We start from the raw sequence: 25979 nt of genomic DNA, 5'->3' as shown, positions 1-25979 counted from the left end.
GCCTGCCTGCGACACATGGCTTCAAACATGGTGCGGGCTGAGCCGACCAAGATCAGCTTGGTGGCCAAACAGAAGCGCTGTCTCATGAATCCCAGCTTCTTAGAGAAGGTTTTAGCCGCAGGCATACCGGCAATGGTTGAAAAATGAACACTCATGCGCTCGCCCTGTCTCATCCCCGCAGCCCGCCAATAAAAGCGCAGCAGCCACTATCGATAACGAAAAAGAATGCTTTAACATGAATGGGCTCCCATTTTAAAAGGTGTAGTTCACTTGCACTGCGCTTAAATACGCATCGCCTTTCGATGAAATTTCAATATCCTGACCCAAACCATTGGTCTCTTTAAAGTTACCGTCGCGGCTTCTAATCCAGGTAATCGCCGCATCAATGGTTAAATCGGCGTTGTATTGATAGGTGAAACCTGTCGAATACCAATAACGGTCGGAGTCAGGAATACTCAAGGTCGCTTTACCGGCTTTCTCATCAAAGGCGACCCCTACGCGCCCAGTCCACGTATCGTTAAACTGATAAGTCCCACCGAGTGAGAGACGTACATTATCTTTATATTGCTCATCTTTATAAAAACACTGGTTCGCTGTGCCATCATTACACTGGCTAGACGTTGCTTTTAGCTCTTTAAACGCGCGCCAGCCAGTACGTTTCCAGCTATAATGCATGGCAAACTCATCAGTTAATTGATGAAAACCTGATACTTCATAAATTTCGGGTAGGTCGAGCTCTAAATCACCGTCGACTTTCTGTGGTGTAGAAACCCCCGTGTCATAGCTATTGAGATCGCCATCTTCAAATTCAATGGCCACCTCAGAGCGGTACGCAAACCCAATGCGATGATCGTCATTAAAGTGGTAGGTGGTGCCCACATTAAAGCCATACCCAAACGCATCGCCTTTTAGCGACAACAAAGTATCTCGTTTATTGCCTCCCAGTGCTGCGGCTAATGCGCCTTTATATCGGGTTATCTCAGCTTTGGCGTACACCAAACTTAGCCCTGCGCCGACACTCCAATGGTCGTTCACTTGATAGGCCAAAGCCGGGTTTAAGTTGGTGGTGATCAGATCGGTATGACCGGCAATATCACCCACTTGGATATCATCAGGGTAATCCGTTGCCACGCCATAGGTGGTATACAGGCCGACCCCCCATGCCCATTTATCGGTTTGCGGCGATACATAATAAAACGCGGGCACGACTTTGACCGGTGCAACGTCTTTGGCCTCTTCGTTATTGGTTTTATCTTTAATACGAATATGTGGGTCAACAATGTGAATGGCACCTGACACTTGGCGCTTTTCTAATAACATCATATTGGCGGGGTTGCGGGCTAAGGTGGATGCATTATCAGCGATAGCGCTTCGCCAGAATAAGCGCGTCCTAAGCCGGTCGCGGAATGTTCAGCGACCTGAAACCCCGCCCCGTAGGCTTGAGTGGCGGCGATAACGCCAACCGCAATCGTTGAGAGCTGCTTCTTGTTCACTAGTCGGACCTCCGAGGTCTCTTGTTTAGTATGAGATTTGGATGTTATTTGTATGTAAACAACATGTCAAATGATTGAATTGCCTCGATCAATGACAAGGCTGAGGATTATAGGGCGTGGATCACAGAGTAAAAGTTGTTATTAATTGGTAAGACCAGCATACCGAGATTGAGCAAAATCGACGCAGAGTTAGACTAAACCCCCATCAAAACGCGGTATTTTCAAAGCGTGAATAAGCGTAGACTCAACGGCAGGAGAACAACGTTCAATAACACAATGACGAAGGAGTCATCATGATTCAGCAAGGACAACCTCTACCTAGCGCTACGCTCAGTGAACTCACCGCTGATGGCATGCAAACCCACGATATTCCTGCTCTGTTTGCCGACAAAAAAGTGGTGCTGTTTGCGGTACCCGGTGCATTTACCCCAACGTGTTCGGAGTCCCATTTACCGGGTTTTGTCGTCAATGCCGATAAACTCAAAGAAAAAGGTGTGGATATGATTGCTTGCGTGTCCGTCAACGATGCCTTTGTGATGCAGGCGTGGGGCGAGGCACAAAATGCCAATCAGATTCATATGCTGGCCGACGGTGATGCCAGTTTCACTAAGGCGCTAGGACTAGAGATGGATTCAGGTAAGTTCGGTGGGGTGCGCTCCCAGCGCTATGCCATGATCATTGAAAATGGCACCGTCACCCAGCTTAATGTTGAGCCGCCAAAAAGCTTTGAGGTTTCAAGCGCTGAAGCCATACTCAAGCAGCTATAGATTTACCTGATGGTAGAGGATCGCTCGCCCAATTGACGGCATGAAGGTGATTCAAAAAGCGGTGACGAAAGAACGTCACCGCTTTTTTATTACACTGACTTTTCACTTACGTTACGACGCAGTACATATTTTTGCACTTTTCCCGTCGACGTTTTCGGAAGTGTTTTGAAGATCACCTTTTTGGGTGCTTTGAAGTGAGCCATTTGTTGTCGGCAAAATGCGATAACGTCTTCTTCGGTTAACGCAGATGCCTCGGTAGTTTTAACGAACGCACAGGGCACCTCCCCCCATTTTTCGTCTGGCATCGCAATCACCGCGACTTCATCAATCTCTGGGTGACGATATAAAACATCCTCAATTTCAATGCTGGAAATATTCTCGCCACCACTGATAATGATGTCTTTCAGTCTATCTTTGATTTCGATGTAATTATCAGCATGCCACACCGCTAAGTCCTCGGTACGAAACCAGCCATTACTCATAGCATCTTCCGTCGCACTGGGATTTTTGAGGTAGCCTTTCATCACGATGTTACCGCGCACAAATATTTCGCCCAGCGTGCTGCCATCTTTCGCCACTGGCTCAAAAGTGACCGGGTCGGCAACCATGAGCCCCCCTTGCATGGGGCGCGCACGCCTTGACGCGCCTTCATCCGCGCTTTTTCCTGTTGAGATAGGTGATCCCAATGATGTTGCCAATCACACACCACGCAAGGGCCGTAGGTTTCGGTTAAGCCATAAACATGGGTGACGGCAATGCCCATCGCTTCCATGCCCTCAATCACAGACGCTGGAGGTGCCGCCCCTGCGGTCATGACCTTGATGGTATGGTTAATGCCGGATTTTAACTCAGCATCAGCACTGTTGATCATATTGAGGACAATGGGCGCACCACAAAAGTGGGTGACCTTGTGAGTTTTTATTGCATCAAAAATAGGCTCTGCGCGGACATGACGAAGGCTGACACTGACGCCCGCCGTTGCAGCCACTGTCCACGGAAAACACCAGCCATTACAATGGAACATAGGTAGGGTCCATAAATACACCGGATGCGAGTCCATGTTCCATGATAAAACATTGCTTACCGCATTCAGGTGGGCACCACGATGATGATACACCACGCCTTTGGGATTGCCCGTAGTACCCGAGGTGTAATTAAGAGAAATGGCTTGCCACTCGTCTTCTGGTAGCTGGTAATGATAATCACAGTCACCACCGGCTAGAAACATTTCGAAGGTGGTTTCACTGATACACTCACCATGCGGATACAGCGGATCGTCAATCGCAATCACCAACGGACGGTGTTTGATCATCTTCAACGCCCGCTTAGCCACTTCCGTCATTTCTTTGTCGACGATAAACACTTTACTTTCGGCGTGTTCGAGAATAAACGCGACGGTTTCCGCTTCCAGCCGTGTATTAATAGTATTGAGTACAGCACCTGTCATCGGCACGCTAAAATGCAACTCAAAGACTTCGGGTAGATTGGGCGCCATCACCGACACCGTGTCACCAAGCTCAATGCCTGCTTGGGTCAACGCCGAGGCAAATTGGCGGCAGCGCTGGTCCACTTGCTGCCAACTCCAACATAAATGACCATGCACGCTGGCCGGATAATCTGGATAGACGCTGGCGGCCCGCTCGAGGAAAGAAAGTGGACTCAGTGTTTGGTAGTTTGCTGAGCTTTGCTCTAATCCCAGCTCATAGATGTTACTGGTTGACATAACGCACTCCTTGCTGATGGTGTCTAAATAACTAGATCACCGTAGCATGTCATCAAGCATGCGCTATTCAACTTAAGTCGATATGGCGGCGACAACGCACCTGATTGTGCCTGCAAATAGGTTTCGAGTTGCTGCGACGACGCAAACGATAAGCGAGACGTGCCCAGAGCGTCACTCAACCTGGCTAAATTAACGGTGGCTTTGCCCGGTAATACCACCAAGAAAAACCGTTTCCCTTTTCTGTCTTTCAACAACAAGTTCTTGGTCGGGTTTGCATCAGTATGCAAACCGAGCGCGTCTGCTTGATCACACGTATACACGGGCTGATGTCGGACCAATCGCAACATCCATGTTGTTCTCCTGTCATTCACGTTTGGCTAAGCTTGCTTTGACCGCACTCACACCTTGCCAATCTTCTAACTCTTGCTCGGAGTTCTCGGATCTAAACTGCTGATACATTGCGATACCTTGCGGATCCTCGAGCACATCCACTGCTAACCCTTTTTCACGTAGCATCGCTTCGTTACCGCTGGCACTGGTAACATCGCCGACCACCACTCGCGCAAAACCACGCATCACGATTAATGTGGCGCACACGTCGCAAGGGCTGAGGCTGGTAAATAACGTGGTTTGGCTAAAGTCGATTCGCCCAGCGTCACGTATCGCGGCCGTTTCACCGTGGTTGTAAGGGTGATTTTCTTGCACCAAGGTGTTGTGCCTTTGCCCACGATTTGACGTGTCTCATTGTCAATAATCACCGCGCCAATGGGGCATCCTCCTTCATCAGCGCTTTTTTGTGCTAACAATACCGCAATACGCATCAAATCGGCATCGGTCAGTTTTTGGGAGAAGCTGTTATCCACCAGCACCGGCAAACTGCGGGTTGGCATATGAGCAATCGCACGCAGTGACGCTTGATCCACATTACTATTTGCGTTGAGTAGCATCCGCTTTCTCCTCATTCGTTAAGGTTTATGACTCTAGCCTGAACAACACCACAAAATCATCAATTTACTCCCAAATAATGAACCAAACGGTGATATGGTTTGTATTATTCAACTTAACGTACCGTTGTAAGGTAATCTTACCTTTTTTCGTCTGCGTTTTTATGCGCTGACTGCGGTCGGTGATGGATTTTTCAGGGACTTTTTATGACAAAGCGTTTAATTCTTATGTTGGTCGCGTGTGTGCTCGTGTTTGGTGGGATTTTTGCCTACAAAGCAGTGGTAATCATTTTATGAACCAATTTTTTGACAACATGCCCGCGCCAACCGCCACTGTTACCGCGACGACGGTATCAACGCATCCATGGCGTGAGCAACAAACCACCATTGGTAGCTTTGCGGCGATTAATGAAACCCAGCTGACAACCGAAGCGAACGGGATTGTCCGTGATATTTTGTTTGATAATGCAGCTCCGGTTAAAAAAGGCCAACTGCTACTGACGCTTGATGCCAGTGTTGATCAGGCAGAATTACGCCGACTCGAATCGGTGGCAGAGCTCGCACAACTCGAATTGAGACGTTACCAACGCCTCTATAGAGACAAAAACGTGTCAGAGTCCGAGCTAAAACGAAAAGAAAGTGAAGCGAAACAAGCGAATGCCGCGGTTGATAGCCAGCAAGCACGTATAGCCCAAAAGTCGCTAACCGCCCCTTTCGATGGCATTATTGGCATCCGTAAAGTCAGTCTTGGTCAATTAATTGCCCCAGGATCCGTGGTCGCCACCCTGACTTCAGTGGATCCGATTCATCTTGACTTCACCTTACCCGAGCAGCAGCTTAGCACCCTGAGAGATGGACAAACCGTTTCCGCAACGATTACCGCACAACCTGACAAAACCTTTACAGGGACTGTCACTGCTATTTCACCTGTGGTCACGAAATCAAGCCGCAGTGTCAATATTCAAGCAACCTTTGATAATCCTGACGCCATTTTGCGCTCAGGCATGTTTGCACGCGTGAGCCTTGACCAAGGTGAAGAAACCCAAAATGTCTTACTGGCACCACAAACCGCGATCCAATTTAACCCTTATGGCAACGCAGTGTTCGTGATCCAAGAACAAGATGACGCCCTAACGGTGCAGCAGCGCTTTGTCCAGACCAGCGATCGTCGCGGTGACATGATTGTGATTGAGGATGGCCTTGAAAGCGGTGATCGCATTGTAACCTCTGGTCTGCTGAAGCTGCGTAACGGCAGTAAGGTTAAGATCAGTGACAACCAGCGTGTTCAGCCCAGCGAAAATCTTGATCCCAACGTTGTGAATCAATAGGAGCTATTCGATGCGATTTACCGACGTATTTATCAAGAAGCCCGTTTTAGCCTCCGTCGTTAGCCTGTTCATTATCTTATTAGGTTTACGCGCTATCACTGACATGAACGTGCGCCAATTCCCGGAAATTAAGAATGCGGTTATCAGCGTGTCGACCACCTATATCGGTGCCGATGCCGATTTGATTCAAGGTTTTATTACCACGCCGCTGGAGCGTGAAATTGCCGCCTCAGAAGGGATTGATTACTTGGTCTCGACGTCGACAGCGGGCGTGAGCACTATTGAGGCGTATTTGCGCCTTGATTACGATCCTAATGAAGCACTGACCCAAATCGCTGCACAAGTGAATAAAGTGCGCTCTGAACTGCCAGAAGGCGCGCGAGAGCCTGTTGTCACTTTGCAAGTCGGCGAAACCGTGGCGGCAATGTACCTCGCCTTTTACTCTGAGGTGCTCAGTGATAACCAAATTACCGACTACTTGGTGCGTGTGGTTGAGCCGCAACTGTCGACGATTCCCGGGGTACAGCGCGCCAATGTACTCGGTGCCAGCAGCTTTGCGATGCGGGTTTGGCTCGATTCGGTCAAGCTTGCCGCTTACGACCTCACCGGCACGGATGTGGTGACAGCACTGCGTAACAACAATGTTCTGGCAACGCTTGGACGCACCAAAGGCCAAGATGTCGCGATTGATTTAAACGCCGCCACAGATATTCATGACGTCAAAGAATTTGAAGAGCTGGTAATTAGCAGTGATGGCCAATCCGTAGTGCGTTTAGGCGATGTCGCGACGGTTGAATTGGGCGCCGAAAGTTACCAAACATCGGTCAACTTTAACGGACTCGATGCCACCTTTATCGGCATTGAAGTGTCTCCGGATGCGAACGCACTTGATGTTATTGAGTCAGTCAATGAGGTTTGGGACGCGGATATTATTCCTCAGCTGCCACAGGGGTTATCGGCTTATATCGCCTATGACTCCACCGAATACATTGATAACGCCATTGATGAGGTGGTGATATCAATTATTCTCGCCTTAGCGATTGTGGTATTTGTGATTTATGGCTTTTTAGGCTCATTGCGTTCGGTAATTATTCCGGCCGTCGCAATCCCAGTGTCATTAATCGGCACCTTCTTCTTAATGTTTCTGTTAGGCTTTTCTATCAACCTGCTGACCTTGTTGGCAATGGTGCTTGCGATTGGCGTGGTGGTCGATGATGCGATCATCATGCTGGAAAATGTGCATCGCCATATCGAAGAAGGAAAGAGTCGAACACAGGCCGCGATCGAAGGTGCCCGCGAGCTTGCTTGGCCAATTATCACCATGTCGACGACCCTAGTAGCGGTATTCTTGCCGATTGGCTTTGTCGGCGGGTTAACCGGTGTCTTGTTTGTCGAATTTGCATTTACCCTCGCCGCCTCGGTGATCCTATCAGGCGTCGTTGCCCTGACACTCTCACCGATGATGTGTGCGTATGTGCTCAAGCCTTACCAAGCCGATAAAGTCACTAAAGAGCGATCGCTTGAACATTGGCTCGATAAACAATTTGATCGATTACATCATCGTTATCAGCGCACCTTGCATAGCTTGTTGAATACGAACGCCGTGGTACTCACTTTTGGCGCCATTGTGTTGGTATCGTGCTACTTCTTGTTTATCACTAGTCCTTCGGAGTTAGAACCGGCTGAAGATCAAGGGTTTGTGTTCTCCATTCTGGAAGCCGACAGCCAGACCACGCTGGATGCGCTATCTGCCAGTACAGACGAACTCAATCAGCTTATTGATGATGTGCCAGAAATTGATAATGTCTTTATTATTAATGGCTCAGGCGGCACCAATAATGCCATTGCTGGTATTGTGCTTGCGCCTTGGGATGAGCGTGAACGAAGCACCCAAGCGGTGTTGGAAAACGTAATTCAACCCTTTATGGAGAGCCAGCCTGGCTTGAGTAGCTTTGCATTGGTACCGCCTTCGTTACCGTCTCCCGGGGGTGGCACACCGGTCGAATTTATCATCGGTTCCACCCAGCCCTTTGAGGCTATCAATGAAGTGGCGAACAACATCGTTGGTAAAGCGATGCAAAGTGGACGCTTTATCTTTGTCGATACTGATCTGAGCATCGACCGACCCAAACAAACGGTTAAAATCGATCGCGAAAAAGCCGCTCTCATGGGCGTGAGCATGCAACAACTTGCGGCTGATATGGGCTCACTATTATCCGGTGCGGATGCAGGGCGGTTTGCGCTTGATAACCGCTCATACCGTGTGATCCCACAAGTGGCCCGCAGTGAACGCCTCACACCAGAGCAATTACGCCAGTTTTATACCCGTAACCAAGATGGTGAACTGATCCAACTTTCAACCTTAGTGACCTTGGAAGAAAGCGTTCAGCCACAGGCTCTGCGAGGCTTTCAGCAACTCAATGCGGTTAAAATCTCGGGCGTACCACGCCCAGGCGTGCCCTTGGGTGAAGCTTTGGGTGTATTACAAGAGATTGCCGCGACCGAATTACCGGCTGGATTCAGTGTTGATTATGCGGGGCAATCACGGCAATTTATGAGCGAGGGCCAACAACTGGTGGTCACCTTCTTCTTTGCCTTGATTGTTATCTTCTTAATCTTAGCGGCCCAGTTTGAGTCGTTTAAAAACGCGATCATTATTTTGGTCACGGTACCCATGAGTGTGTGTGGGGCGCTGATATTTATCAGCCTGGGTTTTACCACCTTGAACATTTATACCCAGGTCGGTTTGCTCACCTTGGTGGGGCTGATTGCGAAACACGGTATTTTGATTGTCGAGTTCGCCAACCAGCTACAGCACGAAGGACGCTCCAAGCGTGAGGCCATTGAAGAAGCCACGGCGATCCGTTTACGGCCGATCTTAATGACCACAGCGGCGACCGTATTAGCCATGATCCCCTTGTTGATTGCTTCAGGCGCTGGCGCAGGGGCGCGCTTTGCCATGGGGCTGGTTATTGCCAGTGGGATGACATTGGGCACCTTGTTCACCCTGTTTGTGGTACCCGCGATGTATTTGTTCTTGGCCAAAGCGATTACGCCGACGCCAACAGAACACATGGCGTCTACTGAAACAAATCACAACGCGTAATCCTCCCACATCAGGCCACAGTGCAATATGCTGTGGCCTGATTTAACCACTTAGCCACCTATCAATCACCCATCCATTGGCCAATATTTACGAGACAAACCGCGCTAGCACAAATTCCACCAGCAACCTTACTCGCAGCGGTACATGCTCCCGGTCTCGATACAATAAAAACAGCGTTCGTGCTTGGCTTTGCCATTCTGGCAACACCCGTTGTAACGCGCCTTCGTTAATCAATGGCAATGCGGAGTAATCAGGAATATAGCCCATTCCAAACCCCGCCTGCACGGCATGCGTCAGCATCTCAATTTCGTCGACCTCTGCACGAATGCCGGTTGTCGCTTGGTAGTCATAAGCCTCACCGGTTGTTTTGTGCTCAAGCTGCCACACTGTCATCGGGTGGCAAAGCACCACAGGTTTTCCCATCAGATCGGTTGGCGACGAAATCTCACCATAATCGCTGTCTGGGCTTGCACACACAATAAAATGGATGTCTCTTAATGGCCGTGCGATCCAATCTTCCACGACCGGATTGCCCACCCGAAACACCACGTCCATCCCTTCACCTTCAATATCGATGAGTGTGTTAGAAAAACTCAAATCAAGCTGAATATCCGGGTAGGCGCGCATAAAATCAAACAAAACAGCACGTAAAAACTGTTTACCGGCATTAATGGGGGCACTGACACGGATCTTACCTTTCGGCTGCTGCTTTTCACCCAACAGGTCATCACTGATCGCGTTTAACTCATCAAACAACCCAGCCGCACGCTCAAAATAGCGATCGCCCGTTTGCGTGAGCGAGATACGATGGGCATCACGGTTGAGTAATCGCAAGGCCAGATCTTGCTCCAGCTGGCGAATGCGCCGACTGAGCGTCGACTGGGGCATGGATAATTGTTGCGCCGCGGCTTTAAAGCTGCCTAACTGGGCAACAGTACAAAAACAACGCAAATCGTCTAGCGAATAGTTAAGTTTCATTATTGGCATTGACCGTTCTGATATTGCCGGTTTATTCATATTTTGAAACTTATACACTAGCGCACATCGTTTATTAAGTCAGGTATTGATATGAATACAACGTCGATTTGGAAAGCAATTGCCCTGCTCGTTTTATGTGCGTTTTTTTGGGGCAGCACCTTTCCCATCGGTAAAGATGCACTGAATGAGGTGAGTGCGCTCACACTGGTTTTTTGGCGATTTGGGATTGCGGCCATTTGTCTTGCTGTCTATCTCAAAGCAACTCGAGCCAAGATCCCCCATCTCAGTGGCAGACAATGGCTATGGGCAACCATCGTCAGTGCCGTGGGGATTGGAGGATTAAACCTTTGCTTGTTTACGGGGCTTGAATATACCCAAGCTACCAATGGCTCATTGATTATGGCGCTCAGCCCGTTAGTGACCTCTTTAATTGCCTGCGTAGCGATACGTGCGCTGCCACGTAAAGGGCAAGTCTTTAGTTTGGTGGTCAGTTTATCGGGGGTATTATTGGTGATCACCGACGGACAGTGGGATGTTTTACGCAACCTTAACTTCAACCAAGGCGATCAGATGATTTTCACCGGGATGTTCGCGTGGAGTGCCTATACCTTTTTCAGCCAAGGGATTGGTCGTTGGATGCCGGTGATCCCCTACACCTTCTTGGGTATGGTCAGCGGCGCCACGGTCATCGGCGTGATGTGTGCGATAACACCTGATGTACACCCCTTTGGAGAGGTGATAACCGCCAGCCACATCACGGTTTCAGAGTTACTTTATATCGGTGTGCTAGGCACCGTCGCGGGCTATTTGCTCTGGCTCAACGGTGTACGCCACCTTGGCTCAGCCAATGCAGCCCTGTTCTTTAACTTTGTACCGGTGTTCGCAGTACTCACCGCGTTCTTGATGGGACAAGCGGTCAGTCAAGTTCAGGTGTTAGGAATTGGCATCGTGATTGCGGGTTTGTTATTGCCTCGCCTCCCCCACCCGGCTCGCTGGCGACTGGCGCTGTCACGCTCCGCCTAAAGGCGATTAAATAAAGCAATAGCCTTTGCCGTGGTCGGTTTGCAAGCGCTCAGGCGGCAGCCCAGCGTCAGCGAGTTTTTTCCGAACACGGCTTAGGTGCATATCAAGGCTGCGATCGTCAGGCGAATAGGTCTTTTTAAGCACCTGACGATAGAGTAGAGGTTTACTTAACGTGGTGTCTTTGTGCTGCGCGAGAATCCACAAGAGTTCAAATTGTATGGCTGTCAATTTGATCGATTGGTCATCTACTCGGACTTGATGCGTGTCTTGTTGCATCCAGAGATTATCAACTTGCAGCTGGCCTGCTGACTCTTTGATCACCCCCATCGCATGGCGACGATGCATGGCAATGGCGGCGCGCAGCATACACTCCTCAAGATCAATAGGGGCAGAGAGCACGTCTTCCGCCCCAGCGTTCAGCGCGGCCACGCGATCGGCCGCCGCTTGACTTGCCATTAAGGCCATAAACGGACACTGCTCACTCAACCAACGTAAGGTTGTTGTTTGCGCTTCTCCCTCGGTACCCAGCTAATCAGTTGCACAGTATCCCAATCAGGCATGGGATCGTCAGGGCCAATCACAGTCACATTACAGCCATGTTCACGCAGCCGGGCTTCGAGCAGTGCGATAAATGACAAGTTTTCTGGGCCGCGCACAACAATAGCGGGCTTGGTGGTAGAGAAAAACGCCTGGTGCATCAGTGGTCCTATCTGAACGTTCACGTAACATCATGTGGCGACTCCCCATTGCCATGCGTATTACTGACAACAGGGTTCGCCAAGCTATTCATTGTCTTACAGTATCAGCTTGTAAAGCAAACGGAGTATACGTCGTCTTCGGCGTTGTCGATCGCTAAAAACGATCGATACGGTACGGATGCATATCGATATCGGTATGTTCCTCATCCATCATTTGACCTAACAGTTTTCCGGTCACTGGCCCCAGGGTAAAGCCTTGATGCCCATGACCACATGCCAGCCAAAGCCCCTTTTGGTTTGGGGCCGGACCTATCACGGGCTTCATGTCCGGCATGCAAGGACGTCCACCTTTCCAAGGGGCGGCATCAAGGCGCTTGCCCAGAGGATAAAGCGACCGCGCGACGTTTTCAGCCGCATTGAGTTGGCTCTGGTTAGCCGGCGCATCTACGGCTGTCAGTTCCGCGCCCGTTGTCAAACGCACACCGGCCCGCATCGGCGCCAAAAGGTATCCAACTTCCGCATCCATCACCCAATGATTTAGTGGTGATTTTTCCTCACCGGCATAGTGCATGTGGTAGCCACGTTTGGTGAACATAGGCACCTGGATGCCTTGTTGATCTAACCAATACGATGACCAAGGCCCCATTGCCATTACGACTTGGTCGGCTTGCAAACTTTCTATGGTGGTTTGAATTAGCCATCCCGAACCTTGCCGTGTTAAGCCTGTTAACGAAGCATGCTTAATGCTTCCTCCTTTACGCTTTACGTCCGCGGCGTAAGCCTCGACTAAGGCGCCGGGATCGGTGACGGTCCAAGGCTGCTTCCAATGAATCGCCCCCACAACAGACGAAGACAAACTTGGCTCTCGTTGCGTAAGCTGCTGGCGGTTTAACACCTCAAATTCAACGCCAAATAGCCGGCTATCAGACGCCGCTTTTGTACATTCTTCATCAAGCGCTTTTTGGGTACGAAACAATTTAAGGTAACCCGTTTTGCGAATTAACGATTCCGCGCCCGCTGACCGTATCATCTCATCATGGGTATCGAGTGATTGCATAATCAGGGCCGCGTATTCGGGAACGAGCTTTCGATAATGCTTATCGCTGGAATAATGCCAATATTGTAATAAAGCGTGAGCCGCTCGAACCACACTGCTAGGACGATAACGAATATCCACCGCACGGTTTGGCAACACACGGAATAAAGTGGCGAGATCACGGGGGAAGGCATACGGCCGAACCGCCTCACGCTGGATAATTCCCGCGTTACCAAATGACGTTTCTTGCCCTGGTGGCAATCGATCGACGACGGTAACGGCATATCCCCGATTCAGTAAGTGCCAAGCCACTGACACCCCGACCATGCCGGCCCCTAACACCACGACTTGCTTTGTCATACTTCGCTCCCTGAATGATCTTGTACACAACGCCAAAGACCTAACGGGCTTTAGGTTACTATTTTCTTTGAAGTATGTAATAGTAGCTTGACTATAATCAGATACAAAAGGACGTTGTAGGCTGGCTTCCGACCCAGGAGAAGGTATTTTACTCATGCCTATCAACAAGGTGGAAGGCGGCGCCAATACAGCGCAGGAAGAACATCATTGATATGTCGAGCTTACTGAAAAACCTTGATCATGCTGTGGTGCAGCTTGGTCAAGCGAGTTCAATGGACAAACCACGCGAACAGTTTCATGTGATTGATATCTGTGAGCAAGTCCTTATTGAAGAGGATGGCATTAACGCTCTGTATACGCGTATCCACGCCCTCAATGTCGCTGGCCTCTTTGAGGGTACAGACTGGGATCATCCAGAATACCTCTTACCAAACTTGGTGCCGGTGACGCTCGCGAGTGCGGATAAAGCACCATTCTGCTGGACTGCCTCAGCCAATTGAGAATGCTAACCATCGTGGAGGGTAAAAGCGCCCCTCCCACTTTCTCAGCCCAAGAGGCACACCAGTTTCTTGCCAAGGTGCTCAGCCTCAACTTGTCGCTCATCATGGGTGTTACCGATGAAAGCAGCCGTGTTCGCCTGGGTGCGATGGCACCCGCCATCAGTACACTGTACCGGTTTCTTCTCACGCATCTAGCTACGAAACCATTCTTAGCGAATTGGTTGATGAAGCCTGGCGCGTGCTCGCCCAGCGCCCGATCCAGGTCAATCCGATAAAAGCGATGATTACCCAGATCTCGATTCTCGTTTCTCAAGAGCAAGTGAATCTCGGTGAAGCCAAACTCGGCATAGACCGTCTTGTCAGTGCACTATACGGCCCCACTCAAGGTTGCTATGACGATCCGGGGCTCGACGCCTACTGCCAGCGACTGAGCGCGATGGATAACAACTCTCTCCAACAGGAGGCGATGGGGTTTGCACGCGCGATGCATGATGTCGGCTTGGCGTCTGACTATCATGCAATCTTTTTACGCTGGCTACTCGACAACGAAGGCAGTGACATTCTTCCCACGGCGCTAGGGCTCAGTAATACCGGGCTAGATTGTCTTGTGACTTATCGCCAATTGGTTCACACCCTGATCCAAGAAGCTATCTATCCGCAAACCGCACAAGCAGTCTATGGGCTAGCGATGCTGCTTGAGCGTGGTGTGTTGTTTGATGCGCCCGTTGCTCCGAGTCTCTGGCGACAAATTCACTTGAATTTACACCCCGATGTTGCCGCCAGCCTCACCCTTGCCTTTGGCGATCAACTGCCAGCGCGCGTACACCTTCTTGCCGGCGTGATGTCAGTGCTTGGTCAACCACTTGGCGTTGCACAAGGAAACAATCCAACCTGCCAATCTGCTCGTGCAATTTCAATGTGGGCTTATAATGATCCTGATTACCTACTCAACTGCATCGTTCAAGTTGCCTGTAATACAAGCTTACGCATGCACTTTGAAGGTAAAACATTAGACTCACACACATTGCTACAAGGCCTAAGTACGGCATTACCGTTCGACACCGATCCCGTCTCCGTGGTCCTCGTCCCTCATCTCGACAAGCTTTATATTGAAATGGGGCGATGCTGCGTCAGTCGAGATCAAGACCCTCACAAATGGATCAACCCCGAATTTCACGGCTGGTATGTCGGGCGCGAGTTTATGATTGCAGTTGAGGTCAAAACCGGCATGCTCAAAGATTTCGATGGGTTTATTGAACGTTTTTACCGCAGCTATCATCCTTTATACAACGGCAACATTCCTGTTATTCACCCACAACCTGTTGGGGTGGCAGTGACAAGCAGTCAGGGACGATTTATTGGATGGCACGCGGTGACGTTGATTCGTGTCGCATTCGACCAAGACAACGTGATGCGGGTCTATTTTTACAACCCGAATAACGACAGTGGCCAAGATTGGGGGAATGAGGTAGTGGTTTCCACCCAAGGAAAAGGCGAACAGTATGGAGAAGCGTCTTTGCCTTTTGAACAGTTCCTTTCTCGGCTTTATCTTTATCATGACGATACCATTCAAGTTGGGATAAAAAGCCACTACCCGATGAAGCAATTGCCGATGTTAAACGAATGGCTTTAACAAGTTGGGCGGCAGATCGTGTCGGGTGATGAAAGCCAAGCAACAACTCTATTAATATTTGTTCGGGCTCAGGTCCGAACAAATCAAGGATCTCCCCTTTAATCATCTCCTCCTTATCCCCATGTCCTCAATAACCCTATATCGATTCAATGAGGTTTTACCGATGAATGCATCCTCTTCCTCTTTTAAAACACCCCCTCATACCACCAACGCAGAAGGTAAAACGCGCTGCGTTGGTGTTGAGCTTGAGTTAAGTAGTATGGAGCTAGACACCATTGCACAGCTCGTTGCGAAACATTTATCCCTGACGGTTGAACATGGCGGCCGTTACGACCGAAAACTAACCGGTGACAATGCGGGTGATTGGATCATTGAGCTTGATTACGCCAAGTTAAAACGCCTTGGCCAGAACGATAGAAGTGAGAAGACCCTTGCGAATCAAATCGACCAATCCGCAGAAGAAGTGTTAGCGTGGGCCGCCAAAATGGTCGTCCCGGTCGAAATAGTCAGCCCCCCGCTTCCGCTTGATCGACTTCAAGACGTCGATAGACTGATTGCGTTTCTGCGACAACAAGGTGCAGAAGGCACAGAGGACAGCCCTGTCTATGCGTTTGGAATGCAGCTTAATCCCGAACTGCCCGACTTATCCGCTGAAACCATTAATGCGCATTTAAAGGCATTTTTATGCTTGTATGATTGGCTACTTAAACGTGCCGATATTGATTTATCGCATCGTCTCACAAGCTATGTCGACCCGTTTCCAAAAGCCTATATCGCGCGTGTACTGGCGCACGATTATTGGCCCGATCGCGACACCTTAATTGCCGATTATCTTGCTGATAATCCGACCCGTAATCGTGCGCTAGATATGCTGCCTCTCTTCACCCATCTCGATGAGAAACAGGTAAATCAGGCGCTCAATGATGGCCTAACAAAAGCGCGCCCCACGTTTCACTATCGTTTGCCGGATAGCAAAGTAAGTCGCCCACAATGGGGCATTCATGAGGCGTGGAATGATTGGGTAGAAGTAGAGAAACTCGCCGCTGATCCAGATCGACTAACAGCGTGCTGTGATGCTTATCTCGCTCACTTAAGCGATCCATTGTCACGTATTACCAATAACTGGGCGGAGAAGGTGAATACGCTATGGGTCGACCCGTTATCGCAATAACCGGCCCCGACAAGGGTGCCTTCTTACCGCGTTTTTTCGTTGCCACCGCGGTGCGTCTTTATGGCGGGCAGCCCCTGCAGTTGCGGCCAGGTTCAACATTTACACCTGATGATTATCACGGTGTGGTGATCACGGGGGGCCACGATGTTGAACCTGTGCTGTATGCCGCTGAGCCCGAAGTGAAGCCAAACTACGATCCCGAACGTGATGCACTAGAGAGTGCGGTGATCAAAAGCGCATTAGCCAGTCAAAAGCCGCTGTTGGGGATTTGCCGCGGCGCGCAATTGCTCAATATTTGTTTAGGCGGCACCTTGCATCAAAGCTTACGCGAGCAACGACAAAAAACCTCTCACCGCTGGACCATCTTTCCGATGAAAACGCTGTGTGTACTTCGGGATATCGACGGACATATTCGTCAACGGCTGGGCCCACGTCAACGCAAAATTAACAGCCTGCACAACCAAGCGATCAACGCGTTAGGCGAGGATTTAACAGTCAGCGCGCGTGATTTAGATGGCATTGTACAAGCCATTGAGTCGCCCAACCGCCCGTACACACTGGGTGTGCAGTGGCATCCAGAATTTTTGCTTTACCTTGGCTGTCAGCGCGCGCTGTTCAAGGACTTAGTCGAACACGCAACGCGCTTCCAGCAGCGACAAGCGGCATCTCAGTAAACATGGTTGTTATCTGGTGAAAAACAAAAACGCCGAGACACATTCGCTCGGCGTTATCGATTTCACCCTTAGCAAAAGGTGTCAATATACAAAGCTTCTACCTTATCCCGAGCCCACTGCGTTTTACGCAAAAATTTCAGCGATGATTTAATAGATGGGTCATTATGAAAGCAATTCACACGAATACGCTGATAAAGACCGGACCAGCTATAGTGTTCTACCAGTCGCGTTAAAATGGTTTGTAAGCTAAGTCCGTGAAGTGGGTTATTCGGTTGTTCTTGCATACTCGTTCTCACGTTTTGGTTGGGCGCACAACGTACACGACTAGCCTCGCTAGCCAATAAAAGCGCTACTTTACGTGACGATGTAAAAAAAGGCGAGATCAACGCCGGTAGCGCGCCAGCTTATAATCAAGGTTTAGCTGGTATCAAGGAAATCGTGTCTCCGTGCAACATGATGTCATCTTGGGTAAAAAAGCGTTCCATGCTCATGATTTAGTCCTCATTATTTTTCATTCCGCCACTTTGGCGTAGACCACAGTACTAGAAATCGCGCCGCTAGGAAGGATACAGTCATTGGTAAGCATCGCTTCTTGGCGATACCCACAGCGCTCAACCACTGCCCGGCTGCGGGTATTTTCGTACGCTGTTTTGATTTCGACACGCTTGGCGTTAAGATCATCAAACGCATATCGCTCCAATGTCCGCACCGCTTCACTCATATAGCCAACGCCTTCTTTTGAGCTGCGCAGCCAGTAGCCTATTTCAAAGTAAGGAATGGCGATATTGCGGATCATTAAACTGATCACCCCAACCAATTGCCCGGTCGATTTTTCAAAGATCGAATAACGTAGCTCATTAATGAACATGTCAAAGTCATCAATCGCTTGTTGGGTGTTTTCAATCGAGCTCGATTCGGTAAGCACGTGCGGAAGCCAATCCATAAAAGGCGCAAGGGTGTGCTGGCTTTCCAACACAGCTTCTAAAATTAAAGGCTGATGGGCCATATTGGGCGCCACCAGCAACAGACGGTCACTGTCCAGTTGGTCAACACGCGGGGAGTCATCCATTAGTCAAACTAATTCCATGTTCTTGTTCCAATTCCTGTTATAGAACTAGGCTATCTCATTGATATTGATATTGATAAATAAATACCCTTTTTTTTCTCTCGTTGTATTAGTTCAGCGCCTTGACCATGGTGGTGGCGCCTGAAAAGCCAACCAGCCATTTTAGGTACGGAAAGCGGTCTTCTTTAGTGGCGACAAAGCCTTTGGCTTGATAAAGCTTGCGGGATCGCTATCTCCATTTCTGCCCTTGCAGTTAAAACCGGTACCGGAGGCTGGCTAAGCCATAGTGAAGCCAAGAAAAGTTATAGACTTCATCGTTGTCCGCGCCGCCTTCTAGGGTGCGATAACCCAGCGCGCCATACCAGCCATCGCCAAAGTGATACTCCAACATTAGCGCCGCATCGACTGCTCGCCCCATGGGTGACCACGCGCCTTCCACATCTAAGATCAACGCCGCGCGATCGGACAGGCGATATTGACCATACCCATGCAACAAGGGCACCACGCCAACGTTGGATTTCGTTGCTTTTGTTTCACCTTGCGCGAGAGTGACTTCTGCGTCTCTCACCAAGGCCTTGGCACCGGCGCCCCACTGCCAAGGCCCTTGGTCGTAAAACGTCCAGCGGTATGTCGCACGATAGGTATTGAATTGATAGTCCGCATCAATGGCTTCCCCAGCGGTAAAGCTCTGGTCCTGAAACTGGATACTTTTTGACAGCGTGCCGCGTCCATCGGCAGATAAAGGCGCAAAAGTGAGGCGTACCGCATGCTGGGGATTGAACTGGTAAGTGCCATATAAACGCAGATAAGGCGTTGCTGATCGGCCAGTTAAATCGGTCATATCAAAACGAGTGCCGGTATCTCCGGGGATACTGACATCATTTTTGCTAAACGCCACTCCACCCGTTTCAACGCGAAAATCCAACCCTTGCGCATAAGCCCCCGTTGATAGTCCCCCGACAAACAACACACTCATGATTTGAGCTATCTGTTTGCACATCGTGTGCAAGTCTGAGCCTGCCCTAAGCCATTGTCGCGTATGACCAAACGTTGTGGTTCTGCCCTTTCTCATTGCGCTTTGCCCTTATTCTCGGCATCAATCGCGGCATACATAATATGCTGAGGCCCTGCCGCGCCGCCCCAATACAGCTCGTCTGAATCGGTAAAGCCGCCTTTTTGGTAACAGGCTTTGGCGGCCGGGTTTTGACAATTCACGGTTAAATACACCCAATCGAAATCACCATAATCCACGGGCAAATACTCAAGCAACGCTTTAGCCGCACCGGTGCCTAGGCCTTGCCCTTGATAACGCGAATCCACCACAAACATGCGCAATCCGATGGTATTCGGCGGACAAAAGTCATACTGAGCCGGATAGTCGGTATCGAGTTTAAAAAAACCCATGGTCTTACCCGCTCGCTTGATCACATGACGGTGAATGTCCTCACTGGTTTCGGCAAGAAATTCATCTGCGGTGCCCGCAAACTTTACTTGCTGGTCAGGTAACGATACCTGACGAACACCGTCGATGTCCTCGTCAGTTAGTGGAGTGAAGCTTATCTCGGTGAGCTTACTGGTGGTGGCTGCTGGCATGCTAATTTTCATCATCCTTGTTATTGGTATAGGGTTTGCGCATAAGTCTTAGCGGTCAATGCTGAGCTCTCGTGGTTGAATCCGCGACACCGAACAACGCGCTGCTTCCTTAAAGAGCGGGCATAAAAAAGGGAGCGCTGCTTAACAGTGCTCCCTTATCATAGCTTGCCAGTTAGCTTAAATCACTGACAGTTCAACCTTAATATTACCACGCGTGGCATTGGAGTACGGGCATACCTGGTGCGCTTGGTCGACCAATGACTGCGCCGTCTCTTTATCTAGATCGCCAACCGATACCGCCAGTTTTACGGCAATGCCAAAGCCGTCATCAATCGGACCAATCGACACTTCAGAGTTGATATGCGTGTCTTCGGGCAAGGTGACGCCAGCTTTACCCGCCACTAAACGAAGCGCGCCAATAAAACAGGCGGCATAACCGGCGGCAAATAGCTGCTCAGGATTTGTTCCTTCGCCATCGTTACCGCCCAGCCCTTTAGGGGTTGAAAGCGCAACATCTAAGCGCCCGTCATTGGATTTTGCTGAGCCTTCACGGCCCCCGGTGGCAGTGGCTTTTGCTGTGTAGGCAACACTTTGTAGCTCTTTCATTTTACTCTCCTAGTTTTGAATCCGTTCGCTGCTCGCTTAATCGCATTCAGCAAGCGTTGCGGAGACGGTTTACGTCTTAGTTATTTAGTTTGCATGCAAAATATTAGATCGCATCAACCAAATTTGCAAATACTTTGCGTACAAAATAAACTACGCATTAGACACACAGAGAAAGACAAGCCATGACGTATCCCCAATTAAAGCTCGACAGCCAAATCTGCCACCGCTTGTATAAAGCCTCCAATGGTATCTCGCGTGCCTACCGTACCTGGTTGAGCGAGTTAGATCTGACCTACCCGCAATATGTGGTGATGATGGCATTGTGGGAAGAAAATCAACTATCGATCGCCACGTTAGTCGAGAAAACGGGGATCGACGGTGGCGCGATGACGCAGATTTTGAAAAAGATGAGCGATAAAGGCTTGCTCACCATCATGAAAGACGAAGACGATAAGCGAAAGCGATGGGTCACCCTCACGGGCAAAGGCACCGACCTACAGCACCAAGCCGCTACTATCCCTGAGAAAATCCGCTGCAAGTTTCCCAGCATCGACGATCAGCAAGCCCAGCAACTTATTGCGCTGTTGGATACGATTAATCACGATTTGGGAGAGAGTGAGGCATAGCGCCCGCTGAGCAGCTCCAGAGACTCGCCTATCGGCAACAAAACTAAACTAATACTTGGTCGTGGTCCCCTTTACTGAGACAATCGGTGTTGTTACCTCGATATTAACGGACAACAATGAAACTTTTAGCTCGCAACCTTGCACGCACCACCACCGAACAAGAACTCCGTCAGCTGTTTTCTGAACACGGCGACGTCACCGACTGCAATCTGGTGCTGGACCAAGAGACTGGCGAATCCAAAGGCTTTGCTTTTGTGACTATGCCTGACGAGACACAAGCCAAGGCTGCCGTTGACGCCTTAAACCTCACCAGCGTTGCGAAAAGCAAAATCCGCGTTAAAGTCGCGAACTAAGCAAAAAAGCTCTTTGCACTTACATTGGCTGTGAGGCGGGAGCGATAGCCAACACGCTCACACGTGTTGGCTTTTGTTTATGGTCGAGACTTCTGTCCATGAGCGAATACTATTTAGCTGATCTTCGAGCTCATATTCAGTAATTTCAGTATCATAAGCGACTTGAGCACGCAGCCAATAGCCCTTCGATAATCCAAAAAAACGGCATAAACGCAGGTCTGTATCAGCCGTTATCGCCCGTTTACCAGCAATAATTTGACCAATGCGCTGTGCGGGCACTCCGATTTCTTTAGCCAAACGATATTGCGAAATCCCCATGGGAATCAGGAATTCCTCTTTTAGCAACTCGCCAGGTGTGACAGCTTCTACAGTACGCATGAGCGACCTCCTAGTGATAATCAACGATTTCGACATCTTCCGCACCACCTTGAACCCAGCGAAAGCAAATGCGGAACTGATTATTAATTCGAATACTAAATTGCCCTTTACGATCACCCTTTAGCGGCTCTAGTTTGTTGCCAGGCGGTATTTTGAGATCATCTAAATCGCTTGAGATTTGTAGCTGGCGCAATTTTCTAAGCGCGACTCGCTCAAAATTGACAAACCGCTTTACCCGCTTTCCCTGTGCTAGCTTTTCAGTATCTTTGCACTTAAACGATCGAATCATCATTCAATAGTAACGCACTGCGTTAATAACGTAAAGCGTCATCACACTATGGCTGATTGACAGCCTACGTCCGACTCGTCACTATCAAGCTTTCATCATATGGTGACGCTCGAGCAGTAAAAATGGCAAAACCGAATAAAAAAGGCCCCACCAAAACCATCGATATTTTCTGTAAACGCTGTAATGCGCCACTGTTTAAATACCGCAAAGGCGGCAAAGGTGCATTGGTAAAGTGCTTTAAAGAAAGGATTGTTGAAGATGCCACTACCATACCGTGTCACTGCCCTCAGTGCGAACAGGCCTTTGCGCGTGACACCCTGATGCGAGGCACACCAGCCTATAAATTCATTGGCGGTAAGGTATGGTTCAAATGAAGATAACCCCTTTAGGCGATACGTTAGGGGCGCAAGTCGACAATATCGATTTATCCCAGCTTTCAGAGGCTGAGTTTGCGACGCTGTATCAAGCATTTTTACGCTACAAAGTGCTTTTCTTTCGCGAGCAGCCCCTCTCGACTGACGACCATGTCGCACTGGCAAAACGCTTCGGCGAGCTTGAGCCACCTCACCCGTTTTTCCCGCACCTGCCCGACAACGACCAAGTGGTTGTGATTGAAACCAGCCGCGGCAATCCACCAAGCCAAAGTTATTGGCATACCGACATGACATGGCAAGCGGTGCCGCCCAAATGCTCGGTTTTACACGCGCAATATGTACCAGAACATGGCGGGGATACGATCTGGTGTGACATGGCAGCAGTATGGTCGATCTAACCGAGGAAGAAAAAGCCGAACTACGCCAGCTCGACACCATTCACGCGCTACACGCCTTTGAAGGCAGCCGTTACGATCATCAAGACGCCGACGGACAAAGTATGGTCTCGAAACGCGCTCAAGACTACCCACCCCTTCGCCGTGCCATGGTGCAAGCCCACCCAGAAACCGGCCAAGAGGTGCTGTTTATTAACGAGCAATTTACTCGCGCGATTGCCGACTGGCCAGAAGCTGCTAGCCAACAACGTCTTGCGACACTGTTCCGCCAAGCTCGCCAATCGAAATACCACGTTCGTTTTCGCTGGCAAAAACACTCGGTAGCTATTTGGGATAATCGCGCCACCCAACACTACGCGGTAACCGATTATGGTGACGCGCCCAGACGATTGCACCGCGTCACCGTTCAGGGTGAGCGTGCTCAGTAACAACTCATGGCGCTCAGACGCGGGTATATTGATACAGATTGTTGCTATGTTCATAAAGCATGATCTGGCTTTGCAGCCGAAACCCTAGCTTTTCGAGCAAGCGGTTTGAGGGTTGGTTGTCCGGCAAGGTCACTGCTTGAACGGTACTCAGTCCGCTCGCTAGCACGGTTGCCTCAAGCACCACCTCGGCCGCTTCTGTGGCATATCCTTGCCCGGTGTAACGCGATAAAAACGCGTAGCCTAAATCTGGATATGCCAACTCATCGCGCTTAAGCACACCGCACATACCGATGGGCTCACCATCTTCCCGCCGTTCTACCAGATTTAAACCAAAGCCATGTGCTTGATAGCTCGCGAGCGGCCCGTGACGGAGATACTCGATCGCATCTTGTTCAGTACGCACCTTTTTATCCGCGATATAGCGTATAAAAGACGCCTCATTAAGCAGCTCAACAATAAACGGCGCATCGACGAGTGTAAACTGTCGCACATTGAGCCTTTTTGACTCGCATATCAGTGTCATAAACCACTTACCTACTGAAACAATCTATCGCGCAATAATCGCATATCGGCATGAATAAGTATCTACGCCGGCAACCAACACTGGTAAAAATCGGTCTTCACTAATAAAAACCTTCAAACCCCGCATCGGAGCCAAAGCTACAGACAAAAGCGTCCCGACGTGCAGCCACGCAATAAGCAAAATCGCTTTCAAGATTGATGGGACGGAAAGTCAGGTGCATGGTGTATCCTAAAAATTGATATTTACGTGATGATGCTCCAATATCGTAAGGCTTTCTGTGACTCTTGTAAGTATTTACTTTTAAATATCGAGATAATAATCTCTCATGGAAAAGGTATGCCAGTATCAAGCTTTAAAGATGTTTCTAATGCGCTATAAAAAAGTCACCTTGCTTTTACTAATAAGCCTTCCTCTTGTAGGTCATGCCCTGACGTGGGAAGAATTTTTAAAGTCCGAAATGGATAGCGCTTACTCTGCACTAGAAGAAAAAGCAAGCAATTGCCGTAAAAACCGTCAACCATTAGAGCCAATCGAGGAAAGTTGGTTTGTTAATCTCAGTCGAAGCGAAAAAGTAGCAGCAACTGGTTACATCAAACATCTAGCAGAGACTGATTGCTGGGGAGAAGAGCTATCCTCCTACAACTCTGCATTGTTAGCATATACTTCTGAATCGAAAGATACGCAGTATTTAGACGAGTGGCTCGAGCTATCGAATGTATATCGGAGTGACGACTTTAAGCGTGAATTTGATGCACTCAACGTAAAATCGCTTGTAAAATGGTACAAACGACAACCAACAGTTATGCCTTTCGATATGATTGAGTTTCTTGAGCAATACCCTGAATTTCAGAATAGCAATGAATAGCCGTAGAGATAATATCTCGGGCGATAACACCATCAAAACCAAAGAATAATCAGCCGTTTTGGTAGCTAAGTAAAACCCGACAATCGTATTGCGACTCTTGCTATCCCCGCTACTAATTAATCAGCTAAAAAGTGATTTATTTAGAGCGGGAGTCTAATTAACTCATTATACACTTATCTCCAACGATCTGCCGCTATAACTTTTTTTAGTTCATCATAGAGCCTATCTAAATCTCCGTATCTTGACAAATCAGCCGTTAACCCATGGTTACCAATGATTTTTATAGATTTCACCTTGTGCTTGGAACGCTTAACCTTGACCGTTTTAACGTTTTCCCACTCCATGATTTCTTGTGTATCAGGCTCATAAGAAATTAATCCCTTGTCTGAAACTTCAATGGCATGGTTTTCAGTCGTAGTTTTTAAAATCGCACCTTCCTTTATAGTTTAGTAGCGCTGGAACAGAGCAAAATAGAAAAACATAAAGGAGATACTTAAAACTAATTACATCACCCATAAACCATGAACCAAAAAATATCAAAGAAGGCCAAAACATAAAAACACTGAGCGGCCCTACATACAAATTGTTTATTCTTTTATCTACTATTTTAAACTTCATCAACACTACTCTATCTGAATGTACACCGAATGACAGGGCTACCCTCTTGAATATCTGCCACACTGAGGTGCGACCTTTAATACCGGAGATGACTATATCTACTCAAAAATTTTTGGCGTTAATCTCGCCAAGAACCACTTTTAGAGTCACRCTGCGGTGAATGACTACAAAAAATCCGCCATTAAATTGCCTGTGTGCGTAAGATGGTGGTGATCTTAAATTCGATGCTCAGAGACGGCGTGATGTGGGATAAAAATCTCGCTAAAATTTAGGATTGACGACATACTCGTTTGTTAGCGAACTTTTTACGGCATGGTTTATATGCTGACCGATCTCTATAACAATTGAACTTTGCCTCTCATATTCTCGATGCAGGTATTCATTCACAGCAACGGTTCCATAATTTTTAAAGGGCAAAAATGAAACTTGAT

29 protein-coding genes and 3 pseudogenes are annotated in these 25979 nt (G+C 49.0%); 14 read left to right on the top strand and 18 right to left on the bottom strand.

What is annotated here, in order from left to right:
- Positions 1 to 147 (top strand): annotated as a pseudogene (locus DZ54_RS24855) (ISAs1 family transposase); the annotation flags it as partial.
- A 105-nt stretch (positions 148 to 252) separates the two neighbouring features.
- On the opposite strand, the pseudogene DZ54_RS20950 reads toward DZ54_RS24855, so the two are convergent.
- Positions 253 to 1493, bottom strand: a pseudogene (locus DZ54_RS20950) (outer membrane protein transport protein).
- Between the two features lie 293 nt (positions 1494 to 1786).
- On the opposite strand from DZ54_RS20950, the gene DZ54_RS0110750 reads away from it, so the two are divergent.
- Positions 1787 to 2260, top strand: a complete 474-nt coding sequence (locus DZ54_RS0110750; protein WP_025674058.1) for a peroxiredoxin — start codon at positions 1787 to 1789, stop codon at positions 2258 to 2260.
- An 89-nt stretch (positions 2261 to 2349) separates the two neighbouring features.
- On the opposite strand, the gene DZ54_RS27480 is transcribed toward DZ54_RS0110750, so the two are convergent.
- Genes DZ54_RS27480 through DZ54_RS26070 form a run of 5 tightly spaced genes read right to left on the bottom strand, consistent with a single transcriptional unit; the run spans position 2350 to position 4930 of the window.
- The gene (locus DZ54_RS27480; RefSeq protein WP_276202034.1) at positions 2350 to 2868 is read right to left on the bottom strand and encodes an AMP-binding enzyme; all 519 of its coding nucleotides are present in this window, start codon (positions 2866 to 2868) and stop codon (positions 2350 to 2352) included.
- Positions 2784 to 3983: an AMP-binding protein gene (locus DZ54_RS20945; RefSeq protein WP_276202033.1), complete on the bottom strand. Its 1200-nt coding sequence runs from the start codon at positions 3981 to 3983 to the stop codon at positions 2784 to 2786. Before DZ54_RS20945 ends, DZ54_RS27480 begins: the two co-directional genes overlap by 85 nt.
- Before the next feature lie 23 nt (positions 3984 to 4006).
- On the bottom strand, positions 4007 to 4330 hold the full coding sequence (locus DZ54_RS20940) for a YbaK/EbsC family protein (protein WP_025674057.1): 324 nt from the start codon (positions 4328 to 4330) through the stop codon (positions 4007 to 4009).
- Between the two features lie 16 nt (positions 4331 to 4346).
- Entirely contained in the window at positions 4347 to 4646 is a 300-nt protein-coding gene (locus tag DZ54_RS26075) for a cytidine/deoxycytidylate deaminase family protein (RefSeq protein ID WP_338053710.1), read from the bottom strand.
- Positions 4565 to 4930, bottom strand: a complete 366-nt coding sequence (locus DZ54_RS26070) for a tRNA-specific adenosine deaminase (RefSeq protein ID WP_240472748.1) — start codon at positions 4928 to 4930, stop codon at positions 4565 to 4567. The genes DZ54_RS26075 and DZ54_RS26070 overlap by 82 nt, the downstream gene beginning before the upstream one ends.
- A gap of 290 nt (positions 4931 to 5220) precedes the next feature.
- Between DZ54_RS26070 and DZ54_RS20930 the strand changes: the two genes are divergently transcribed.
- Positions 5221 to 6255 carry an efflux RND transporter periplasmic adaptor subunit gene (locus DZ54_RS20930; protein ID WP_205619390.1) on the top strand — a complete coding sequence of 345 codons (1035 nt, stop codon included), beginning with the start codon at positions 5221 to 5223 and terminating at the stop codon, positions 6253 to 6255.
- 10 nt (positions 6256 to 6265) lie between these two features.
- Positions 6266 to 9361: an efflux RND transporter permease subunit gene (locus DZ54_RS0110725; protein ID WP_025674056.1), complete on the top strand. Its 3096-nt coding sequence runs from the start codon at positions 6266 to 6268 to the stop codon at positions 9359 to 9361.
- An 87-nt stretch (positions 9362 to 9448) separates the two neighbouring features.
- On the opposite strand, the gene DZ54_RS0110720 is transcribed toward DZ54_RS0110725, so the two are convergent.
- Positions 9449 to 10339, bottom strand: coding sequence for a LysR family transcriptional regulator (locus DZ54_RS0110720; protein WP_025674055.1), 891 nt, complete (start codon positions 10337 to 10339; stop codon positions 9449 to 9451).
- Positions 10340 to 10429: 90 nt separating this feature from the next.
- On the opposite strand from DZ54_RS0110720, the gene DZ54_RS0110715 reads away from it, so the two are divergent.
- Entirely contained in the window at positions 10430 to 11362 is a 933-nt protein-coding gene (locus DZ54_RS0110715; protein ID WP_025674054.1) for a DMT family transporter, read from the top strand.
- A 6-nt stretch (positions 11363 to 11368) separates the two neighbouring features.
- On the opposite strand, the gene DZ54_RS0110710 is transcribed toward DZ54_RS0110715, so the two are convergent.
- The 3 genes from DZ54_RS0110710 to DZ54_RS0110700 all read right to left on the bottom strand — a co-directional run bounded on the left by DZ54_RS0110710 (position 11369) and on the right by DZ54_RS0110700 (position 13456).
- Positions 11369 to 11827: a response regulator transcription factor gene (locus tag DZ54_RS0110710; RefSeq protein ID WP_128080503.1), complete on the bottom strand. Its 459-nt coding sequence runs from the start codon at positions 11825 to 11827 to the stop codon at positions 11369 to 11371.
- A 17-nt stretch (positions 11828 to 11844) separates the two neighbouring features.
- Positions 11845 to 12084, bottom strand: a complete 240-nt coding sequence (locus tag DZ54_RS0110705) for a hypothetical protein (protein WP_128080502.1) — start codon at positions 12082 to 12084, stop codon at positions 11845 to 11847.
- Positions 12085 to 12214: 130 nt separating this feature from the next.
- The gene (locus DZ54_RS0110700; RefSeq protein WP_025674051.1) at positions 12215 to 13456 is read right to left on the bottom strand and encodes an NAD(P)/FAD-dependent oxidoreductase; all 1242 of its coding nucleotides are present in this window, start codon (positions 13454 to 13456) and stop codon (positions 12215 to 12217) included.
- A 212-nt stretch (positions 13457 to 13668) separates the two neighbouring features.
- On the opposite strand from DZ54_RS0110700, the gene DZ54_RS25520 reads away from it, so the two are divergent.
- The 4 genes from DZ54_RS25520 to DZ54_RS0110685 all read left to right on the top strand — a co-directional run bounded on the left by DZ54_RS25520 (position 13669) and on the right by DZ54_RS0110685 (position 17434).
- A complete protein-coding gene (locus tag DZ54_RS25520; RefSeq protein ID WP_205619389.1) occupies positions 13669 to 13956 on the top strand; it encodes a hypothetical protein in 288 nt (95 codons plus the stop codon).
- 238 nt (positions 13957 to 14194) lie between these two features.
- The gene (locus DZ54_RS20925) at positions 14195 to 15589 is read left to right on the top strand and encodes a hypothetical protein (protein WP_205619388.1); all 1395 of its coding nucleotides are present in this window, start codon (positions 14195 to 14197) and stop codon (positions 15587 to 15589) included.
- 163 nt (positions 15590 to 15752) lie between these two features.
- Positions 15753 to 16760 (top strand): amidoligase family protein, encoded by a 1008-nt coding sequence (locus DZ54_RS0110690; RefSeq protein WP_025674050.1) that lies wholly within the window; start codon positions 15753 to 15755, stop codon positions 16758 to 16760.
- A complete protein-coding gene (locus DZ54_RS0110685; protein WP_025674049.1) occupies positions 16736 to 17434 on the top strand; it encodes a gamma-glutamyl-gamma-aminobutyrate hydrolase family protein in 699 nt (232 codons plus the stop codon). The genes DZ54_RS0110690 and DZ54_RS0110685 overlap by 25 nt, the downstream gene beginning before the upstream one ends.
- A gap of 68 nt (positions 17435 to 17502) precedes the next feature.
- On the opposite strand, the gene DZ54_RS0110680 is transcribed toward DZ54_RS0110685, so the two are convergent.
- From DZ54_RS0110680 to DZ54_RS0110655, 5 genes are all read right to left on the bottom strand, one after another.
- Complete coding sequence (locus tag DZ54_RS0110680) at positions 17503 to 17718, bottom strand: VF530 family protein (protein WP_021023695.1); 216 nt, start codon at positions 17716 to 17718, stop codon at positions 17503 to 17505.
- 227 nt (positions 17719 to 17945) lie between these two features.
- On the bottom strand, positions 17946 to 18503 hold the full coding sequence (locus DZ54_RS0110670) for a GNAT family N-acetyltransferase (RefSeq protein WP_240473969.1): 558 nt from the start codon (positions 18501 to 18503) through the stop codon (positions 17946 to 17948).
- A 250-nt stretch (positions 18504 to 18753) separates the two neighbouring features.
- Positions 18754 to 19476 carry a hypothetical protein gene (locus DZ54_RS20920; protein WP_025674045.1) on the bottom strand — a complete coding sequence of 241 codons (723 nt, stop codon included), beginning with the start codon at positions 19474 to 19476 and terminating at the stop codon, positions 18754 to 18756.
- Positions 19477 to 19568: 92 nt separating this feature from the next.
- Positions 19569 to 20093 (bottom strand): GNAT family N-acetyltransferase, encoded by a 525-nt coding sequence (locus DZ54_RS0110660; RefSeq protein ID WP_051416002.1) that lies wholly within the window; start codon positions 20091 to 20093, stop codon positions 19569 to 19571.
- A gap of 177 nt (positions 20094 to 20270) precedes the next feature.
- Positions 20271 to 20699: an organic hydroperoxide resistance protein gene (locus tag DZ54_RS0110655; RefSeq protein WP_025674043.1), complete on the bottom strand. Its 429-nt coding sequence runs from the start codon at positions 20697 to 20699 to the stop codon at positions 20271 to 20273.
- A gap of 182 nt (positions 20700 to 20881) precedes the next feature.
- On the opposite strand from DZ54_RS0110655, the gene DZ54_RS0110650 reads away from it, so the two are divergent.
- Both DZ54_RS0110650 and DZ54_RS0110645 read left to right on the top strand, forming a co-directional pair.
- Positions 20882 to 21325, top strand: coding sequence for a MarR family winged helix-turn-helix transcriptional regulator (locus DZ54_RS0110650; RefSeq protein ID WP_025674042.1), 444 nt, complete (start codon positions 20882 to 20884; stop codon positions 21323 to 21325).
- A 116-nt stretch (positions 21326 to 21441) separates the two neighbouring features.
- Entirely contained in the window at positions 21442 to 21678 is a 237-nt protein-coding gene (locus tag DZ54_RS0110645) for an RNA recognition motif domain-containing protein (protein WP_025674041.1), read from the top strand.
- Between the two features lie 57 nt (positions 21679 to 21735).
- On the opposite strand, the gene DZ54_RS0110640 is transcribed toward DZ54_RS0110645, so the two are convergent.
- On the bottom strand, positions 21736 to 22056 hold the full coding sequence (locus DZ54_RS0110640; protein ID WP_025674040.1) for a HigA family addiction module antitoxin: 321 nt from the start codon (positions 22054 to 22056) through the stop codon (positions 21736 to 21738).
- Positions 22057 to 22066: 10 nt separating this feature from the next.
- Positions 22067 to 22348 carry a type II toxin-antitoxin system RelE/ParE family toxin gene (locus DZ54_RS0110635; RefSeq protein ID WP_240473968.1) on the bottom strand — a complete coding sequence of 94 codons (282 nt, stop codon included), beginning with the start codon at positions 22346 to 22348 and terminating at the stop codon, positions 22067 to 22069.
- A 119-nt stretch (positions 22349 to 22467) separates the two neighbouring features.
- Here DZ54_RS0110635 and DZ54_RS0110630 point away from each other — a divergent pair, with 119 nt between their 5' ends.
- On the top strand, positions 22468 to 22719 hold the full coding sequence (locus DZ54_RS0110630) for a hypothetical protein (RefSeq protein WP_025674038.1): 252 nt from the start codon (positions 22468 to 22470) through the stop codon (positions 22717 to 22719).
- A pseudogene (locus DZ54_RS20915) lies at positions 22716 to 23542 on the top strand (TauD/TfdA dioxygenase family protein). The gene DZ54_RS0110630 and the pseudogene DZ54_RS20915 overlap by 4 nt, the downstream one beginning before the upstream one ends.
- A 13-nt stretch (positions 23543 to 23555) precedes the next feature.
- Here DZ54_RS20915 and DZ54_RS0110620 read toward each other — a convergent pair.
- The gene (locus DZ54_RS0110620) at positions 23556 to 24065 is read right to left on the bottom strand and encodes a GNAT family N-acetyltransferase (RefSeq protein ID WP_025674037.1); all 510 of its coding nucleotides are present in this window, start codon (positions 24063 to 24065) and stop codon (positions 23556 to 23558) included.
- A 367-nt stretch (positions 24066 to 24432) separates the two neighbouring features.
- Between DZ54_RS0110620 and DZ54_RS0110610 the strand changes: the two genes are divergently transcribed.
- Positions 24433 to 24930 carry a hypothetical protein gene (locus DZ54_RS0110610; protein WP_025674036.1) on the top strand — a complete coding sequence of 166 codons (498 nt, stop codon included), beginning with the start codon at positions 24433 to 24435 and terminating at the stop codon, positions 24928 to 24930.
- Positions 24931 to 25979: the final 1049 nt, after the last annotated feature.

The organism is Salinivibrio socompensis S35 (assembly GCF_000513715.1).
In the GTDB taxonomy this organism is placed as follows: domain Bacteria; phylum Pseudomonadota; class Gammaproteobacteria; order Enterobacterales; family Vibrionaceae; genus Salinivibrio; species Salinivibrio socompensis.
Note: the sequence above shows the minus strand (reverse complement) of the source record. Positions and strands in the feature narration are given on the sequence as shown.